The following is a 16,063-nucleotide window of genomic DNA, read 5'->3' on the forward strand; positions in this document are numbered from 1 at the left end:
TGCACGTCAGGGCGAAGGACGGACTCCAGGAAAGAGAGCACGGTCTTCGCCCCGGTAACACCCCGGGCGGACTACTTCGTCGTCGCGGCGCCGAGGGTCTCCAGCACCTTGCGCGCGTTGTCGTTCTTCGGGTTGAGCTCCAGCGACTTGCGGTAGCTCGCGGCGCCCTCGGCCTTGCGACCCGCGGCCACGTAGCCCTCACCCAGGCTGTCGTGCGCGTTGGCGTCCTGGGGGAAGAGCGCGACATTGGCCTCGAACAGCTTCAGCGCGTCGGCCTGCTGCCCCTCTCGCAAGAGCGAGTACCCCAGCTCGTTGAGCACGTCCGCGGACAGCTTCTCGTCCTGGGGCGCTTCCGCCTTGCGCGCCTTGAACCACGCGATGGCGTCCTCGACGCTCTTCGTGCGCACCAGCAGGTCCACCGTCACCGAGGGGTGCTCGGGCTCGACGGTGTAGCCCTTCCAGCCGTACACGGAGATGGCGCTGGCCATGATGCGCTCGAACAGTCGCGAGCCGTTGTCCGAGTTGGTCATGATGACCACGCCGCTACCGGACTCGGCGAAGGCCACGAGCAGGGCGCGGTAGCCCTCGTTCGCGCCGCCGTGGCCGAACCAGTCCTGCCCCGGGTTTCGCAAGAAGCCGATGCCGAAGGACTTCGACTCGGGCTGACGGGTGAGCATCTGCTTCGCCATGGCCTGCGACACCACGCGCTTCGACTGGCCCTTGGTGGCCTTGGACATCTCCAGCGCGGCGCGCGCCAGGTCCGACGGCGTCGTCCACAAGCCAGCGGGCGCCAGCTCCGGGTACACGTGCCAGCCTCCCTGGACGCGCTCGCCGTCGGGGGTGGTGCCGGTGGCGGCGCGCGAGGCGAGCGACGCGGGCAGGGGCTGCTCGAAGGTGCTGTCCTTCATCCCGAGCGGCGCGAGCACCGTCTCCTTCATGATTTGGGGGAACGGCTTCTTCAACTGGTCGACGAGCAACTGCTGGACGACGGTGGTGCCGCCGCCGCTGTAGCGGGTGAGCGTGCCAGGCACGGTGTTCACGCGCACGGCCGACGAATTGGCGGGCTTCTCCCCATCGAGAATCTGCTGCACCGTGGGCAGGGGCGCGTCGACGGCGTAGCCCGCGAAGCCATGCACGGTGGTGCCCGCGGTGTGAGAGAGCAGCCGGCGCAGGGTGACCTTCTGCTCCTTCGTGAAGTCGTTGTCGGGGAGCTTCCACGACACCAGCTTGTCGTTGACGTTCTCATCGAGCGACCACTTGTGCTTCTCGGCGTGGTGCATGGCGGCCATCGCCGTGACGGGCTTGCTGATGGACGCGGCCTGGAAGAGGGTGTCGACGGTGACGGGCTCATCTCCGCCCGCCTGCTTGACGCCGTAGGCCTTGGCCCAGACGAGCTTGCCCTGGTCGAACACGGCGAGGCTCAGACCGGGGACCTTGTACAGCTCCATCCACTGCGGCAGCGACAGGTGCCGCGGCGTCTCACCGGGCAGCGCGATGGCGGGCAGGCCCTCCTCCACGCGGGCCACGCGCGCGGCCTCCGCGGGACGCGACAGCCACTGCGTCTGGGGTTTGGAGGGAGCCGCGCCGGTGAGCAGACCGAGCGCGAGCGTGCCCGAGAGGGACACGGCGGCGAGGCGGAGAGACGGAAGTCGGGACATGGATGGGGATTCCTGGGGGACTCGCGCGATAACCGGGTGGGTACGCACGGGGTTCCACATGATTGCCTCGACGAGCGCCGTGAGGAACTCCCGAATCCTCCGGGGAGCGTCGACCCTGGGTCGCCAGGCGACGCGCGTGGGGACACTCCCCGGGTTTCTTCACGACAGGGACCTTCAGTTGCGGGCGGCGGCGTGCTCCACGGCCCAGCTCAAGGCCTGGTCCGCGATGGCCTCCCAGCCGGGCTGGGCCACGGTGTAGTGCGAGCGGCCGGGCACCTCCACGTACTCCGTGACGGCGCTCGACTTCGCGTAGCGCTTCGCGTTCTCGCGCTGGATGCTGGCCGGGAGGATGACGTCCAGGTCACCCGAGAGGAACAGCAGCGGGGCGCGCGCGTCGTTGCGCAGATTCACCGTGACTTCCGAGCGCGGCGTCAGGTTCGCCAGCGCGCCCTGGAACAGCGCCCGGCCCGAGCCGGGGATGTACTGGGTGCGGTAGATTTCGTCCGACTCCTCCTGCGTCAGCGTGTTGGTGAAGGCGTAGTGGAACTGCTCGGGCGTCATGGGCGCGTGGCGCTTGACGTTGGCGGGGTTGAGGAGCGTCGACGCGGTCGACTTGATGGTGGTGAAGGGCAGTGTGTAGACGCCCTTCACGGGCGCCGAGTGGATGGCCACGCCCGCCGCGCCCACGCCCCGGTCCAACAGCAGCTGCACGAAGGCGCCGCCGAACGAGTGGCCCATGAGGATGGGCGGGGTGGGCAGCGCGCGGATGATGCGCTCGTAGTGGTCGACGATGTCCTTCACGCCCAGGTTGTTGAGCGGCGTCGGGTCCTTCTGCAGCGCCTCGACTCCGCCCTCCAGCCCCGGCCACGTCGGGGCGATGACGCGGTAGCCGGCCTTCTCGTAGCGCTGAATCCAGCCCTGCCAGCTGCGCGGCGTCATCCACATGCCGTGGATGAGGACGATGGTATCCGGCTGGCCCTGGGTCTGCTGAATGGTGGCGCTCATGACGTGTTCCCTCTCGGTTCACCGCGTCGTCGCGGTGTGCGGCGTTGACGAGAGGAACAGTACGGATTCGGGCCGGGGCGAAAAACGGGCTCCCGGGAAGAGCACTGTTTCCATCCCGGAAACAATCCGGAGGGGCTGCTTCGTCACGGCGCCGAGCGTCTCCAGCACCGCGCGCGGGGTCGTTCGTCGGTCTCGAGGCCCGCACGATGACTGCGCGGGCTTCTGCGCCTCGTGGAAAGCCACGATACGCAACGACCGTTCGACGCGAGGTCCTGTCTCGCGGGCAACTAAATCGGGCTCGGCGAGCGTCCCTAGGAACTCCGGAATTCGTCGGAACGAGAATCGGTAGACGGTCTCGATTCGCGAAAAGGGGTGACTGATGGGCGGCACGACGTCGATTCGTGGTGGCTCTTCGACAGGTTCATCATCGGGGGCATCTGGAGCGGACGCGGCCCGACGCGCCGAGGAAGCCCGGCAGCGGGCCGAGGCTGCGCGCAAGGCGGCGGAGGCTGCGCGCAAGGCGGCGGAGGCAGCCCGCAGGGCCGCGGAGGCGGCGCGGCTCGCGCAGGAGAAGGCTCGCGCGGAAGCGGCGAAGGCGAAGCAGCAGGCCCAGCAGCCGGGTCAGACGCCCGAGGAGCAGAAGGCTTCTCGCAAGGAGGCCGAGGCGGCGGCCAAGGCCCAGAAGGTGGCCGAGCAGCGCGCATCCAAGGCCGACGAGGCGCTGCGGGCCGCGGAGGAGAAGGCGGCGCGGACGGCCCGGCAGGCGCAGGGCGCCATGGGTCAGGCGAACGTGCTGGCGACGCAGCAGGGGCTGGCGCAGCCGTTCGACGACAAGAGCGTCAACGGCGTGAAGCCGAGGGCCGCCACGTCGGACGTGTCGTCGTTCGACGCCGCGCCGCGCAGAGAGGGCATGGACAAGCTGTTGGGCAACGTGCCCTCGCCGACGGGGAGCGCGGAGGGCTCCACGCTGCTGACGGAGGACGCGAAGGACGGGAAGGTCAACTGCCTGGATGTGGCGGCGGACTGGGTGGACAAGGCATCGCCGGAGCTGCGTGCGCGCTCGGAGATGGTGTTCCTGCAGGACCAGCGGCCGGGGGCCGAGGGGCAGACGGGACACGTGGTGGTGCGCCAGGGCGAGCAGGTGTTGGACCCGACGACGAACCAGTCGTACGAGTCCATGGAGGCGTACAAGAAGGCGCAGCCGCAGTACCAGGAGGTGGGCAGCGTGCCGGCGACGGACGCCCAGCGCATCTTCGACACGCCGCCCGGCTCGCCCGAGCGCGCCGCGGAGCTGGAGAAGGCGAAGCTGTCGCCCGAGCTGCGGAACATGATGGTGGCGGACGCGAGCCCGGCCGAGCAGCAGGCGTGGGACCGCTACGACGCGCACGTGAAGGCGGGGCCGCCCAAGGATTTGCCGCAGAACATGGGGCTGAGGCAGGAGCTCCTCGAGGCCCATGCCGCCAAGACGAAGGAGCTGGCGGACGCGGCGAACAAGGCGTCCGTGGAGCGGCTGCGCACGGAGCTGGGCTCGACGCCCGAGGGCAAGAAGGCGCTGGAGGACCTGGACGCGCGCGGCGTCGGCATCCACGTGGTGGACGACGCGTCGTACGCGCGGCTGCCGGGCGCGGGGACGGACGGGCACGCGTTGCCGGGCAACGGCGACATCACGTTGAGCCGCAAGGGCGCGACGGTGGACGTGCTCCAGCGCGAGGCGCAGCGCTCGGCGGAGACGCAGCAGCTGAAGCTGCCGACGACGCCGGAGGACGGCGAGCGGTTGGCGGTGTCGGTGTCGGAGACGTTGAAGGCGAACCCGCGTCAGCCGGTGGAGTTCGAGGACGGGGGCATCCACGTCGTCGCGATGAGGAACCCGAAGGCGTCGCTGGTGGAGAACGGGGGCAGTGTGGCGGACGTGCTCGGGCTCTCGCCGTCGTTCACCGAGGAGGCGCAGGCGGCGGGGAAGCAGCCGGGCAGTGACACCATCGTCAACACGAGCTTCTACGACTTCGCCGCGTGGGGGACGAACCCGGTGGGGCAGGTGGTGAAGAACGGCGAGGTGATTGCGGGAAATTCGGATCCGGACCGCTTCTACGCGGCGTGGACGGACTCGGGCATGAAGTTCGGGCAGGGGGATCCGCCGAAGGACGCGAACGTGGCGTTTGGTGGCGCGGTGCCGGTCATCATCGACGGCACGCCGTACGGCGTGGGCAATCAGTACAAGCCGGGCACGGACGCGGCGGCGCCGGACAAGGGAGACCCCGGGGCGTTCTCGGGGGACCTGACGCAGCGGAACAACGAGAGCTTCCGTGCGCAGGAGGAGCGGGGCAAGGAGGTTGGCAAGGTCATCGTCGGCTACGACCGGGACACGGGCACGACGTACGTGGTGGCGCAGGAGGACGGCTCCAAGCCGGGCAAGACGCTCTCGGAGATTCGCGACGCGCTGGTGAAGCTCGGCGTGGATGACGCGGTGTCGTTCGACGGCTCGGACTCGGCGACGCTCGTGCGCGACGACCAGGTGAAGGTGGAGCCGGGCTGGGCGAAGAACCAGACCATCCCCTACGGCCTGCGGCTCAGCCTGGGGGAGTGACGTGACGTGCTCGAGGCGGCGCGTGGGTGGCGCGCCGCTTCGAGAGGCCATGTGGATGATGCGCCCGTCACGCCGAGGCTCGGATTCTCGGCGCTGACGGGTTTCGTGTTCATCCGGGATGGGATGTCGCGTCCACGTCCTGGGATGCCTGCTCGAAACAGTGGAAGGTTCGTGTGCGGACACCGGCCTCTCGGGTGGGCGGTCATCCGTGCGGGTGTGACGCCGTGGGCCTCGTTCGTGCAATCGCCGGCTTCGCTTTGGCCGAGGTGCCAGAGCTGTCTAGATTCATTCCGGCGGCGGGGAGGAGTGACACGGGGTCGACGTGGCACCGGGCATGACTCCCTTCACGCGAGGGAGGAGATGCATGCTTGAAACAGAAGTGACGCCTGCTTGCCTGAATTCGCGGCGAGTCCTCCACGGGCTTCATCCTGGAGGCCTGCCATGAGCCTGCTCCATGAAATCAAGCTGAAGGGGGCCGCGGTCCATCCGGAGCGAATCTCGGCGCCGTTGTTCCAGGACCTGCTGCACATCTTCGTGGAGGGCGCGCAGCGGGCCCTCCGCTTTCGCATTGAGGGACGCAGCACCGCTCGCGGAGGCATGCCCTCGTGGCTCAGGTCCGCCGCGCAGTTCGACCTGCTGCTGGAGCCGCAGTCCGAGGCCGGTGTCTTCAAGGTGGAGTCGAGGCCCCTGAGGCAGGTGCTCCCAGGACATCTGCGCTCGAGCGAGGCCTTGTCCGACGTGGGCGCGGAGGGGAGCGCGGTCGACTTGTTCGAGGCGGGGCTCGAGGATGCGCTCGCGGGCGTTGCGGACAGCGACAGGTTCGATGAGGGGCTGGTGGAGACCTTCAGTGCGTTCTCCAGGCTCCTCGACCAGGGCGTGGAGGGCATCGAGGTCGTCAACGGGCACACGTTCCACATCGACGCGGAGGGCGTGGAGCGTGTGGTGAGGTTGCGTCGGCAGACGCCTCCGCCCCGGGCCATCCGCATCGCGGGAAAGCTGGATGCCATCCGGCACAGCGACCGCTTCTTCACCCTGGTTCTGGAGGGCGGTGCCGCGCTTCGAGGGGTCTGGGAGCGTCTGGAGTCCGACAGGGTGACGGCCTCGTTTGGTCAGAACGTCATCGTGTCGGGCGTGGCCGTGTTCCGTCCCTCCGGCTCGGTGTTGCGCATCGAGGCGGAGCACCTCGAGCCCTCGTCCGCGCAGCAGGCGGCGCTCTGGTCGGTGCTCCCAAGGCCGTTGTTCACTCCGATGGACCCGCGCGCGTTGAGGCAATCGCAGGATGAGCGCTCGGGCCTCCGCGCGATTTTCGGCCAATGGCCCGGTGAGGAGACGGAGCAGGAGCTGTCCGCCGCCCTGCGGGAGTTCTCGTGAGCGGGCTGGTGCTCCTCGATACGAACATCCTGGTGCACCTGTTGAGGGCCTCCTCGCTCGGCAAGCGGGTGGCGGAGGTCCATGGCTTGCTGAGCAAGGGCCACCGTCCGCTCGTCTCCGTCGTCACGGTGGGCGAGCTGCTGGCCTTCGCGAAGAAGCGAGCCTGGGGAGCGCAGAAGGTCTCGAAGCTTCACGAGCTGCTTCGGCAGCTCGTGGTGGTGGACATCCACCTGGACGCGGTGCTCGAGCGGTACGCGACCTTCGATGTCTTCTGTGGGTCGACGGGACGAGTGCTCGGCAAGAACGACTTGTGGATCGCCGCCACCGCCTCGGCGGTCAGCGCGTTGCTGCTGACCACCGACAAGGACTTCGACCTGCTGCACTCCGAGAGCCTGCTGGCACGTTCCTGGTTCGACCCGGTACCTGCCGGCGAGGCGTCCAGCGGTGGGTGAGGGGGGCGGGGGGCACGTGCACGCTGCGCCGGTGCTCACGCCCTCGGAGCCACCTCGTACCTCGTCCGTTTGAGGGCCGCGGGTTACTTCGGAGTGGCCCCGTTGAGGACCTCTTCCCATCCATCCAGTGCGTCGTGGATTTGTGTGATGGTGGTGGGGGTCTTTGCCTTCATCGAGAGGTCGTGGATCCGGACCAACAGGTCCTCGAGGAGCTTGGGATACTCGCGCTTCGAGGCGCGCTCCAGGTAAACCGCCTTGAGGTGGATGAGGCGACGGGCGAGCCCTTCATCGTCCGGAGTCAGCGCTGGGGTGGTGAGCATCGCCAGGAATTGGGGCCCTGGTGCGCGGAGCGCCGCCTGGGGGGTCGGGGAGGGTGCGGCGGTCTGGGGCGGTGGGCCGTCCAGGTTGGGTTTCGTGGTGGTGTCGGATGCGGACCCGGCGGCTTGGAATGTGGGCAGGTCCTTGCTCAGCGCGGACAGCGCGGTGCTCACCTTCGTCACCTCGGACCGGGTTTTCGCGCTGAGTGCGCGCGCATGGAGGCTTTCGAGCTGCTGTTCGAACTCGGTGGAGCGCGTGCTCCCCGAGGTCTGCTTCAGGTAGCGCTCCTCGAGTTGATAGACGCGCTGGAGCAGCGTCGCGTCCAGAGGCGCCTTGGCGTTCTGGGCGAGGAATGCCTGGGGGTGGCGACTCATGACCGCGGGCACGGCGCCCTGCCGCTTGTTCGAACTCGCGGGAACCGCCGCGGCTCGCTTGGGAGGGCCGGACTTGGCCTGCTTCTCCGTCGTCGTCACGCTCTCCGTGAGGGCCGAGACGCGGGCCTGTTCGGTCGGAGCGCCTTGCTCTGTCTTCTCCGTGGCCGGGGCGTGCTTCGAGAGGGTCGAAGGAGGTGGTGGTTCGGGAGACGCCTCTGAACGTGCCACCTGGGGGGCCCCTGTTCGGACTGTCCCCGCTGGGTCGGGCATTGCCTGGGGCGTCTCGGTCCGAGCGGAGGGCGGAGGGCGGTGCTCGGCGGCTTGGGGCTCTCGAGCCGGAATCTGAGATGCGGTCGCCGTACTCGTCGTGCTGGATTGGCGTGAGCCCAGGAAGAAACTGCCCAGGGCGACGCTGGTGATGAGCGCTCCACCAACGGCCCAGGTTGAGCCTCGACTCCAGCGTACTCCGGGCAGCATGGGGCGGACCTGGGACGCGGTGGTCTTCGTCCTGCTCTCCGGGACGGGGAGTTGCGCGGGGAGCGGGACGGTGGCGGGGGCCGAGAGGACGGTGGGCGGAATCCGCTTCAACGCCTGTCGCACGGCCTCGGCGGACTCGGGCCGGAGCGCGGGGTCCTTGGCGAGCAGGTGGAGGATGAGCGTGTCGAACTCGGCGGGGAGCCCGGGGACACGGGAAGAGGGGAGGGGTGGAGGCTGCTCGATGTGAGCGAAGAGGACCTGGAGCTGTTCGCCCTTGAAGGGGCGCTCACCCGTCAGCATGTGGAAGGCCATCACGCCGGTGGCATAGAGGTCCGTGGCGAAGCTGACGGTGTTCCCGCGGACCTGCTCGGGGGCCATGTACTCGGGCGTCCCCAGGATGGTGCCATCGACGGTGGTGGGCCCGTCGGCGCTGCGCATCAACTTGGCGATGCCAAAGTCGACGAGCTTGACGGTGCGGGTGCCATCCAGGCCCTGGGCGAGGAAGACGTTGCCGGGCTTGAGGTCTCGGTGCACGACGCCCGCCTCGTGGGCCGCGCCGAGCGCCGACAGCATCTGGTCGAGAATCCAGACGGTGGTGTTCGGGTCGAGTCGGGTGTTCTGCTGGAGCAACGCCGCGAGGGACTGGCCCCGGAGCAGCTCCATGATGATGTAGGGCCGACCGTCCGGCAGGGTGCCGAAGCCGAAGATGTCGATGATGCCCGGGTGGCGGATGGCATTGACCGAGCGGGCCTCGATGAGCAGACGTTCCACCTGCTGCTGGGTGACGTTCTCCGCGCGGAGCACCTTGATGGCGACCTGTTTGCCTATCAGCGGATGGACGGCGCGATAGACGACGCCCATCCCTCCCTCGCCGATGCGCTCCTCGATGACGAAGTCATTGACCTGCGTCGAGACCAGCGAGTCCCTTCCCCGTGGCGCTCGTTCCCCTCGCGTCTTCTCGTTCGTACTCATGGCCTGACATTGAGCGTAGCCAGGGACTGTCAGGCCATTCAAAGACCGACAGGGAGGCCTTACCCACGCAATGTCAGGTGTTGGCCACCCGAGGGTGGCCATGGGTTCGCCAGCCCTACTCCGGCTTCCCGCCTGTCCGCTTCCACAGCTCGCGCGCCAGAATCGTGGCGAAGCGAGAGTCATTCAGGATGTACCGGCGCCACAGGCGCTTGGGCTCATTGGCCAGGCGGTACAGCCACTCGAAGCCCGCCTTGGCAATCCACTGAGGGGCGCGCTTCGCCGTGCCCGCGATGAAGTCGAACCCCGCCCCCACGCCAATCGCCACCGTGGGGCCCAGCTTCTGCGACACCTGCGAAATCCACACCTCCTGCTTCGGGCTGCCCAGCGCCACGAAGAGCAGGTGCGGGTCCTTCTCCCGGATGCTCGCGACAATCGGGTCGTTCTGCGCGTCCCCCGCGTCCGTGCGCACCATCGGCGAATCCCACCCCACCACCTCCACCCCGAACTTCTCCCCCACGATTCGCGCCACCTTCTCCGCCACCCCCGGGCCCGCGCCCAACAGGTACACCCGCCACTTGCGCTCCGCCCCCAGCTTCATCAGCGGCAGAATCAGGTCCGAACCCGCGATGCGCTCGGGCAACGCCACGTCCAGCGCCTTCGACGCCCAGACGATGGGCATCCCATCCACCACCGAAATCGCCGCGCGCGAGTACGCCTCGCGGAACTGCGCGTTGTCCTCCGCCAGCACCACGTGGTCCACGTTGGCCGTGAACACGTAGCCACCCTGGCGTGAGTCCACCAGCCGTCCAATCTCCAGCACCGCCTCCTCGAAGGTGAGCTGGTCGATGGCCAGCTGGCCGATGCTCAGCCGAGGGTGGCCCGTGGTGAACGGCGTCGTCTGCTTCGTGTCCGGAGTCGCGGTACTCATGGCTTCTTCACCGTCAAATCAAGCACTGTCATCGAGTAGGGCGGCAGCCGCTGCGTCAGCCCCGCCGCCGTATGGTTTCCCGCCGGCTGCTGCAGGAACCCGCCCGGCGCGCCCGAGTACCCCAGCACGCGCACGTTCTCGAGCGTCCCACAGCCGTTCAGCTTCACCCGCGCCTGCGCCGCCTGGTCCGGGTCGAAGTTCAGCACCACCGCCACCACCTTGGTGCCGTCCTTGTTGCGCGAGGCGAACACGCTCGTGCCCTCCTCCGCCTTCGCCGGCACCCAGACGTCCTGGAAGCGGCCACCCCGCCCGTCGAAGTCCCTGAACGCGCGGAACGCCCAGAACACCGGGCTGCCGTTCGTCGGGTACTGCCAGAAGTAGGCGGAGTAGATGTTCTCCTGCGCGAAGCGGCCCAGCGCCTCGGCCTGCGCCAGGCCTCCGCTCATGTGGCCGAACGCGCCGAAGTTGTACTCACCAATCGAGATGCGCCGGCCCGGGTAGTTCTGCGCAATCCACTCCTTCATGCGCGGGAGCAGCCGCACCGGCTCGCCAATCCACGACTCGTCCTTGTACGTCGGGTCCCACAAGGCGCGCGTGGAGCGGATGCGCCGCGCGTTCGTCTCCGGGTCCGTGTTCCCCTCCAACCCCACGCCCACGTTCGTCTGCGGGTAGAAGTGCAGGTCCACCACGTCCAGGATGCGCACGCCCGTCTTCTTCTCGTGCTCGCGCAGCTGCCGCAGGTACCAGGGGAGCAGCGGCACGTCCCCATGCGCGCGGCGGTCCGAGTGCGGCGCCTTGCCCGGCGCGAAGTCCGCCGCGGACCAGAGGTAGTTCGTCCAGCCCCACTCGGCGGGGCCCGCGATGAGCGCGTCCGGGTCCGCCTTGCGCACCGCGGTGCCGTACGCAATCGTGCGCGACAGCAGCCCGTCGTACGTCAACGGCTCCGGGAACACATCCCGGTGCGTCGAGTTCCAGAGCATGGGCTCGTTGTCGAGGATGTACATGTGCACGCTGCGCTCGCCGCGAGCCGCATCTCGCTCGCGGATGGCGCGCACCCACTCGGCGACGAACTCGGGCGAGGCCTCGGTGCTCGTCTGCGACGGAGGCCCCGGCTTGAGCGGCGTGCCGTCGCGCGTGACGCCGTTGCCGGAGCCGTTGTCCTCGCCGCGCTGCGGGCCGAAGGTCGCCACCGGGAAGCCCACCGAGCGCGTGTCCTTGGCCACCCACCCGAGCAGCGGCACGGTGAGCGCGGAGCTCATCCCGTTCTTCCGGTTGGACTCGAGGAAGTCCGTGTAGCTCAGGCCGATGTCCACGTTCTGGAAGAACCAGTCGTTGGCCGTGTTCCACGCGCCGCCCAGCTTCCAGTTGTAGCGGGAGGTGGGGTTGCCGCCCCAGCGTCGCGTCGTCGCGCCCAGCTTGTACTGGTGCTGGTCCTTCTTCTCGCGAAGGCCGTCCAGCGCGATGCCGTAGATGAGCGGGCTGATGTCATGCCCGGGCGCCGTGCAGTCGATGGTCATCGACGTGTCGCGCCCGCTGCCCTTGCCCGTGCGGCCTCCACCGGCGGCCAGCGCGGCGGCCACGTCCGGCGGCAGCGGCACCAGCGCCACCTTGTCGAGCAGCACCCAGTCGCGCCCCACGTCCTTCGACGCGCGCAGCACCACGCGGTCGAACGCCTCCCCCTTGGGGTTGAGCAGCTCCATGGGGATGACGATGTCGGCCCACTCGCCGTCCTTGCGCACCTGCAGGTCCGCCGTCACGGGCACGCGAGGGAAGGACACCGCGCCGGGCGTGTCCAGCCGCACCTCCAGGAACTCGCCGTAGGCCTCCGGCGCGCTCAGGCGCAGGGACAGCGCCCCGAAGCTGCCCGACAGCTTGGGCTGATAGAGAATCCAGCCGCCGTAGTTGAACAGGCGCATCCGCGCCGGAGCGCCCTTGGGCAATTCGCGCGGCGCCCAGCCGATGTCCTTCCACCCGGCACCGAGGCCGCCGTCGTAGAGGACCACCGGCGCGGTGCTCGCCGCCTCGACGGCCGCGGGCTTCGTCTCGCCCGGCTTCGCGGCGTCACCCACCGCGGGCTTCACCTCGCCGGAGGGCTCACCGCCGCGCGCCAGCGCCACCGAGCCACCGGCGACCGCCAGCGTGCAGACCACCACGGCGGCGCCCGCCTTGCTCCGCGCACCCTTCACACCTGCCTCCATGGACTCAACTCCCCCGGGCCTGGGGGCCCTCACAGCACCACGTCGTCCGTGTCCTTGCGCGGGAAGATGCGCGCGGGAATCCCCACGGCCACGCTGTCCGGCGGCACGTCCTGCAGCACCACGGCGTTGGCGCCGATGCGCGAGCGCGCGCCGACGCGCACCGGCCCCAGGATGCGAGCGCCGGCCCCAATCCACACGTCATCCTCGATGACGGGGTATCCGTTGTCCTTGGCGGTGCCCACGGTGTTGTTGCCGTAGAAGCGCACGCGGTCGCCGATGCGCGCGTCCCCGCCGATGACGATGCCCAGGCTGTGCACGAAGTACACGCCCTTGCCCAGCGTCACGTCCTTGCCGATCTCGATGCCCAGCACCGCCGTCTGCGCCACGCGCAGCACGTGGTTGACCAGGGGGATGTGGTAGTCGAGCGCGGCCTCGCGGGCGCGGTTGAGCGCGGTGATGCGGTACGAGTCGCTGGTGAGCACCACCTTGGCGACGGACTTCGCGTCGGTGTGTCCATTGGCGGCGCGGGCCAGCTCCATCGCATCGGAGACCAGCGCGCCAATCATCGAGCGCTTCGACTTCAGGAAGTTCATCGGTTCCCCCCGCCCTGGAGGTAGCGGACCACCTCACGGGCGATACCCGTCCAGCCGCCGGCCTCGTTGCGAGCGCCGCGCAGATACTCCATGCCGTACACCACCGACGTGCCCGCGAACGCGGCCTTCTCCAGGCCCAGCCTGTCCGCGGCCTTCGCGGCGCTCATCACCGCGCCCGTCAGCACGCGCGTGGCCTCGGGCGCGACGACGGTGGCCGCGAGCAGCGGGCGCGCCAGGGGGTTGGTCTCGAAGAGCAGCCGCCACGGATTGACGCCGCGCACGTCCGGGTGCTTGCGCGCCACGTGCGTGTCGAACATGCCGTAGCGGTTCGCGCGCTTGAGCCAGCGCTCGAAGGACACGTGGTCGCTGCCGTGCAGCACGTGCGCGTCGCTGGCGAACACGAACGCGCAGCCCGCCTTCTCCAGCCGCACGCCCAATTCCACGTCCTCGGACTGGCCCAGCGACTTGTCGAAGCCGCCCACGCCCACGTAGTCCTCGCGGTGGAAGGACACGTTGCCCGTGTACAGGTGGTTGCCGTGCGCGCGCGCGCCGGGGGTGGACAGCTCCTCCGCCATGCGGTGGTTGAGGTACGCGTACCAGCGCTCGAACAGCGGCATGTCTCCGATGGACGGGTCCGGACGGATGCGGCCCAGCACCACGTGCCGCGAGCCCTCCGGGTGGTGCGCCAGGTGCCGCTCGAGGAAGTCCTTCTCCACCTGCATGTCGTCGTCGGTGACGAGGACGATGTCCCCCCGCGCCGCGAGCACGCCCCGGTGTCGCGCCGCCGCCGCGCCCGCGTTGGCCTGCACCTCCACGCGCAGGGCGTAGGGGAGGCTCTCGCCGAGCGCGTCGAGCGGAGCCTTCACCGGCTCCTTGGAGCCGTCATCGACGACGACGACCTCGTAGCGCTCGGGCGGGAGCGTCTGCTGGGCGAGCTGCCCGAGCAGCCGGGTGATGAGGGGCAGTCGGTTGTAGGTGGCGACGACGACGCTGAGGCGGGGCGTGGAGGCTTCCGAGGGCGTCATGGCTTCTTCTTCTTGCGGGAGAAAAGACCCCGGCCCTTCTTCTGCCGGGGGAAGGTGACGCTGCCCACGAAGCGCTCCGGGCCGATGAACTCCATCGTCTTGCGCGCCGAGCCGAAGTCCGTCTCCCCCAGGGTGACGCACAAGAGGACGCCGTCGGCGGCGAGCGCCACGGGGAGGCTGGCGGGGCGGGTGAGGACGGAGTCGATGACGGCGACCACGCGCTCGCCCCGGGCCACGCGCTCGCGCAGCTCCAGCACCCGGCGGGGGGCCTCGGCGGGGGACAGGCCGATGGCGTCATCCAGGTGGATCTTCTGCGTGGCCGCGTAGGGCGCGCCGGCCTCCAGGATGGCGGTGGCGGCCTCCAGCGCGGGGGCGCCCGGGTGCGCGGGGACCACGGTGAGGAAGCTCCAGCCGGTGCGCTCCAGGGCGAACCACAGCCGCTGCAGTGCCGGTGAGGGCACGGTGCTGTCGGGAACCTCGGCGTCCGAGGTGGAGGGCGGTGCGCTGGAATCGGCCATGGAGCGCCGCCCGGTATAGCCCAACGCACGGTGTCGACCCAATGACCTGGCGGGCGGGCGGGGGAGCGGGTGCCCTGCGACCTGCCCCAATGAGTCCGGGGACTTCCGGGCCCTCCCCGTGGGGCCGTGGGAGCGGCCGTGTTATGGAAAGCAGGTGCCGAAGATTGGTTATCTCATCCCCGAGTTTCCCGGACAGACACACATCTTCTTCTGGCGAGAGTTGCAGGCCCTTCCCGGGAAGGGCGTGACGCCGGAGCTGGTCTCCACCCAGCCGCCGCCCGCGCGCATCATCTCCCACAGCTGGGCGCGCGAGGCCATGGCCCGCACCGAGTACCTGGCCCCGCCCGGGCCGCTCGGCGTGGTGAAGGCCGTGGCGGAGATTGCCCGCGCCATGCCCACGGGCTGGGCGCGGTGCCTGGCCTCCATCGCCCGCGCGGAGGGGCTGGACGCGAAGGGTCGCGCGCGGCTCCTGGCCTTCGCGGTGATGGGCGGGCGGCTGGCGTCGCTGGCGCGTGAGCGGGGGTGGACGCACGTGCACGTGCACTCGTGCGCCAACGCCGCGCACGTGGCGCTGTTCGCGAACCTGTTGTCGGGGCTGCCGTACAGCATGACGCTGCACGGGCCGCTGGACGACTACGGGCCGAACCAGCGGGAGAAGTGGCGGCACGCCAGGTTCGCGTTCGTCATCACGAAGAAGCTGCTCGGCGAGGTGAACCAGGAGCTGGCGGGGAGCCTGCCCAAGGACATCGAGCTGGCGCCGATGGGCGTGGAGCTGGGCAAGTTCAACCGCTCGACGCCGTACCGGGCGTGGACGGGCGAGGGGCCGCTGCGCATCTTCTCGTGCGGACGCCTCAACCCGTGCAAGGGGCACGCGGACCTCATCGACGCGGTGGGGATGCTGCGGGCCAAGGGCATCGACGCGCGGCTGTCCATCGCGGGTGAGGACGAGGCGGGCGGCACCACGTACCGCAAGGTGCTGGAGGCGAAGCTCGCGGAGTCCAAGCTGGGCGACGCGGTGACGCTGCTGGGCGCGGTGGGCGAGGACGTGGTGCGCGACGGCATCGAGCGCGCGCACATCTTCGCGCTGGCGAGCCTCCAGGAGCCCTTGGGCGTGGCCATCATGGAGGCCATGGCCATGCGCGCGCCGGTGGTGGTGACGGGCGCGGGCGGGGTGAAGGAGCTGGTGGACGACGGCGTGGACGGGATGCTCGTGCCGCCGCAGACGCCCTCTGTCCTGGCCGAGAAGCTGGAGGCCGTGGCGCGAAATCCGCGCGAGGCCGAGCGGCTGGGTGAGGCGGGCCGTCGCAAGGTGGAGACGCAGTTCAGCAGCGAGCGCAGCGCGGACATGCTCGCGCTGATGCTCCAGCGCGCGGTGGGGTAGTCGAAAGCAGGGGGGCGGGCGGGCCCCTGTCCGCCGCTCCCTGTCCCTCATGGGCGGCCTGCGCCTGCGTCACGGAGGGACGGCGGAGCGTGCCACCGCGTCGTCGGCTCCATACCCTGGGAGGAGAAGCGGGCGGGCGCCTTCGGGGCAGGGCGTCCAGGCGTCCGAGCGCGGGGTTCCCCGGTGAGGGGCCGGACCGGGGAGTTACA

General features: G+C 69.6%; 12 protein-coding genes. 4 read left to right on the top strand and 8 right to left on the bottom strand.

The window, feature by feature from the left end; genetic code table 11:
• Window positions 1-71: 71 nt before the first annotated feature.
• Window positions 72-1,658: a class A beta-lactamase-related serine hydrolase gene (locus K8640_RS34350; RefSeq protein WP_223750938.1), complete on the bottom strand. Its 1,587-nt coding sequence runs from the start codon at window positions 1,656-1,658 to the stop codon at window positions 72-74.
• A gap of 174 nt (window positions 1,659-1,832) precedes the next feature.
• Window positions 1,833-2,663, bottom strand: coding sequence for an alpha/beta hydrolase (locus K8640_RS34355; protein WP_223750939.1), 831 nt, complete (start codon window positions 2,661-2,663; stop codon window positions 1,833-1,835).
• 379 nt (window positions 2,664-3,042) lie between these two features.
• On the opposite strand from K8640_RS34355, the gene K8640_RS34360 reads away from it, so the two are divergent.
• The 3 genes from K8640_RS34360 (at window position 3,043) to K8640_RS34370 (ending at window position 7,070) form a co-directional block, all read left to right on the top strand.
• Entirely contained in the window at window positions 3,043-5,247 is a 2,205-nt protein-coding gene (locus K8640_RS34360; RefSeq protein WP_223750940.1) for a phosphodiester glycosidase family protein, read from the top strand.
• A 441-nt stretch (window positions 5,248-5,688) separates the two neighbouring features.
• Window positions 5,689-6,618, top strand: a complete 930-nt coding sequence (locus K8640_RS34365) for a hypothetical protein (protein WP_223750941.1) — start codon at window positions 5,689-5,691, stop codon at window positions 6,616-6,618.
• Window positions 6,615-7,070: a type II toxin-antitoxin system VapC family toxin gene (locus tag K8640_RS34370; protein WP_223750942.1), complete on the top strand. Its 456-nt coding sequence runs from the start codon at window positions 6,615-6,617 to the stop codon at window positions 7,068-7,070. Before K8640_RS34365 ends, K8640_RS34370 begins: the two co-directional genes overlap by 4 nt.
• An 83-nt stretch (window positions 7,071-7,153) precedes the next feature.
• Here K8640_RS34370 and K8640_RS34375 read toward each other — a convergent pair whose 3' ends face one another.
• From K8640_RS34375 to K8640_RS34400, 6 genes are all read right to left on the bottom strand, one after another.
• Complete coding sequence (locus K8640_RS34375; RefSeq protein WP_223750943.1) at window positions 7,154-9,211, bottom strand: serine/threonine-protein kinase; 2,058 nt, start codon at window positions 9,209-9,211, stop codon at window positions 7,154-7,156.
• 115 nt (window positions 9,212-9,326) lie between these two features.
• Complete coding sequence (gene epsA, locus K8640_RS34380) at window positions 9,327-10,139, bottom strand: exopolysaccharide biosynthesis glycosyltransferase EpsA (protein ID WP_223750944.1); 813 nt, start codon at window positions 10,137-10,139, stop codon at window positions 9,327-9,329.
• Complete coding sequence (epsB, locus tag K8640_RS34385) at window positions 10,136-12,337, bottom strand: GH44 family glycoside hydrolase EpsB (protein ID WP_223750945.1); 2,202 nt, start codon at window positions 12,335-12,337, stop codon at window positions 10,136-10,138. Before epsB ends, epsA begins: the two co-directional genes overlap by 4 nt.
• A 29-nt stretch (window positions 12,338-12,366) precedes the next feature.
• A complete protein-coding gene (gene epsC / locus K8640_RS34390) occupies window positions 12,367-12,930 on the bottom strand; it encodes a serine O-acetyltransferase EpsC (RefSeq protein WP_223750946.1) in 564 nt (187 codons plus the stop codon).
• Window positions 12,927-13,955 carry an exopolysaccharide biosynthesis glycosyltransferase EpsD gene (gene epsD, locus K8640_RS34395; RefSeq protein ID WP_223750947.1) on the bottom strand — a complete coding sequence of 343 codons (1,029 nt, stop codon included), beginning with the start codon at window positions 13,953-13,955 and terminating at the stop codon, window positions 12,927-12,929. Before epsD ends, epsC begins: the two co-directional genes overlap by 4 nt.
• Window positions 13,952-14,473: a hypothetical protein gene (locus K8640_RS34400; protein ID WP_223750948.1), complete on the bottom strand. Its 522-nt coding sequence runs from the start codon at window positions 14,471-14,473 to the stop codon at window positions 13,952-13,954. Before K8640_RS34400 ends, epsD begins: the two co-directional genes overlap by 4 nt.
• Before the next feature lie 154 nt (window positions 14,474-14,627).
• On the opposite strand from K8640_RS34400, the gene epsE reads away from it, so the two are divergent.
• A complete protein-coding gene (gene epsE / locus K8640_RS42970) occupies window positions 14,628-15,854 on the top strand; it encodes an exopolysaccharide biosynthesis GT4 family glycosyltransferase EpsE (protein ID WP_223750949.1) in 1,227 nt (408 codons plus the stop codon).
• Window positions 15,855-16,063: the final 209 nt, after the last annotated feature.

Origin of the sequence: Myxococcus sp. XM-1-1-1 (genome assembly GCF_020037095.1) — a bacterium.
Classification (GTDB): domain Bacteria; phylum Myxococcota; class Myxococcia; order Myxococcales; family Myxococcaceae; genus Myxococcus; species Myxococcus fulvus.

Coding starts and splice junctions, on each gene's coding strand:
- K8640_RS34350 (WP_223750938.1), bottom strand. CDS start 1,658: ATGTCCCGACTTCCGTCTCTCCGCCTCGCCGCCGTGTCCCTCTCGGGC.
- K8640_RS34355 (WP_223750939.1), bottom strand. CDS start 2,663: ATGAGCGCCACCATTCAGCAGACCCAGGGCCAGCCGGATACCATCGTC.
- K8640_RS34360 (WP_223750940.1), top strand. CDS start 3,043: ATGGGCGGCACGACGTCGATTCGTGGTGGCTCTTCGACAGGTTCATCA.
- K8640_RS34365 (WP_223750941.1), top strand. CDS start 5,689: ATGAGCCTGCTCCATGAAATCAAGCTGAAGGGGGCCGCGGTCCATCCG.
- K8640_RS34375 (WP_223750943.1), bottom strand. CDS start 9,211: ATGAGTACGAACGAGAAGACGCGAGGGGAACGAGCGCCACGGGGAAGG.
- epsA (WP_223750944.1), bottom strand. CDS start 10,139: ATGAGTACCGCGACTCCGGACACGAAGCAGACGACGCCGTTCACCACG.
- epsB (WP_223750945.1), bottom strand. CDS start 12,337: ATGGAGGCAGGTGTGAAGGGTGCGCGGAGCAAGGCGGGCGCCGCCGTG.
- epsC (WP_223750946.1), bottom strand. CDS start 12,930: ATGAACTTCCTGAAGTCGAAGCGCTCGATGATTGGCGCGCTGGTCTCC.
- epsD (WP_223750947.1), bottom strand. CDS start 13,955: ATGACGCCCTCGGAAGCCTCCACGCCCCGCCTCAGCGTCGTCGTCGCC.
- K8640_RS34400 (WP_223750948.1), bottom strand. CDS start 14,473: ATGGCCGATTCCAGCGCACCGCCCTCCACCTCGGACGCCGAGGTTCCC.